2 protein-coding genes are annotated in these 1,245 nt (G+C 51.1%); both read left to right on the forward strand.

Features of this window, described 5'->3' with window-relative positions:
* The coding region (gene nadA / locus ACTXGO_RS14025; protein WP_443574951.1) for a quinolinate synthase NadA at positions 1-933 on the forward strand (933 nt) is incomplete at its 5' end.
* A 1-nt stretch (position 934) separates the two neighbouring features.
* A partial coding sequence (locus ACTXGO_RS14030; protein WP_443574952.1) for an FAD-dependent oxidoreductase occupies positions 935-1,245 on the forward strand: 311 nt, incomplete at its 3' end.

Raw genomic sequence — 1,245 nt, forward strand, 5'->3', positions numbered from 1 at the left:
TTGGCACTAGCGACGGGCGGGTGCGTCGGTGATTCGCTTGAGATGGCGCGTTTTGGGCAAGCGCATAGTGCTCAGACCTTGGTGGTTGCAGGCGTACGCTTTATGGGTGAGTCTGCCAAGATTTTGAGCATGGAAAAGACGGTGCTGATGGCGGATCTACAAGCGGAGTGTTCTCTGGATTTAGGTTGCCCTGCTGATGAGTTCTCCGCGTTTTGTGATGCTCACCCTGAGCGCACAGTGGTGGTCTACGCCAATACCAGCGCTGCGGTCAAAGCGCGCGCTGATTGGGTGGTAACCTCCTCTGTCGGTATCGATATCATCCGTCATCTCCATGACAATGGCGAAAAGATCATCTGGGGTCCTGATAGGCATTTAGGCAAATACATTGCCCAAGAGACGGGCGCGGATATGCTGCTTTGGCAAGGCTCATGCCTGGTACATAACGAGTTTAAAGCGACTGAGCTGATGCAATTAAAGGCTGAGCATGCTGAGGCAAAAGTGCTAGTACACCCTGAATCGCCTGATAGCGTGGTGGCTCTGGCTGATGTGGTTGGCTCCACCAGTAAACTACTCAAGTCTACTTACGAGATGGATGCCGATACCTTTATTGTCGCCACTGACTTAGGTATCTTGCATGAGATGCAAAAACGCTCACCAAATAAGCGCTTTTTGGCTGCACCAACGGCAGGGGAAAGCGCCAGTTGTAAGAGCTGCGCATTTTGCCCATGGATGGCAATGAATGGCTTACAAGGTATCGAGCGCTGTTTGACGGATCAAAGCGGTGAGGTACTGATGTCACAACAGCTAGCAGTCGCTGCCAAAAAGCCATTACAGCGTATGTTAGATTTCGCTGAAACGCAAAAGCAGCGCGTTACTGCCAGCGGTGATATTGTTAAAGACCGTGCCCTCTTCGCTAACGTGGGGGCCGCGTAATATGAATAGACTTATAAGCGCTGACAATATAAGTATTCGGCAAACTGATGTCCTCATTATCGGGGCAGGTTTGGCTGGCCTCAGCACGGCGTTGGCTTTGCCAAAATCGCTACATGTCACGGTACTGAGTAAAGCGGCGCTTGAAGTCTGCTCAAGTCACTATGCGCAGGGCGGCATAGCGGCAAGCTTGGATAAAGAGGATTCTATCACTGATCATGTCAGTGATACTCTTATTGCAGGTGCTGGACTCTGTACAACCGATAACACAACGGATATCTTGGGCGCTGGACAATCGGCTGTGCAATGGTTATG

The sequence above is a fragment of the Psychrobacter sp. T6-1 genome (assembly GCF_052258445.1).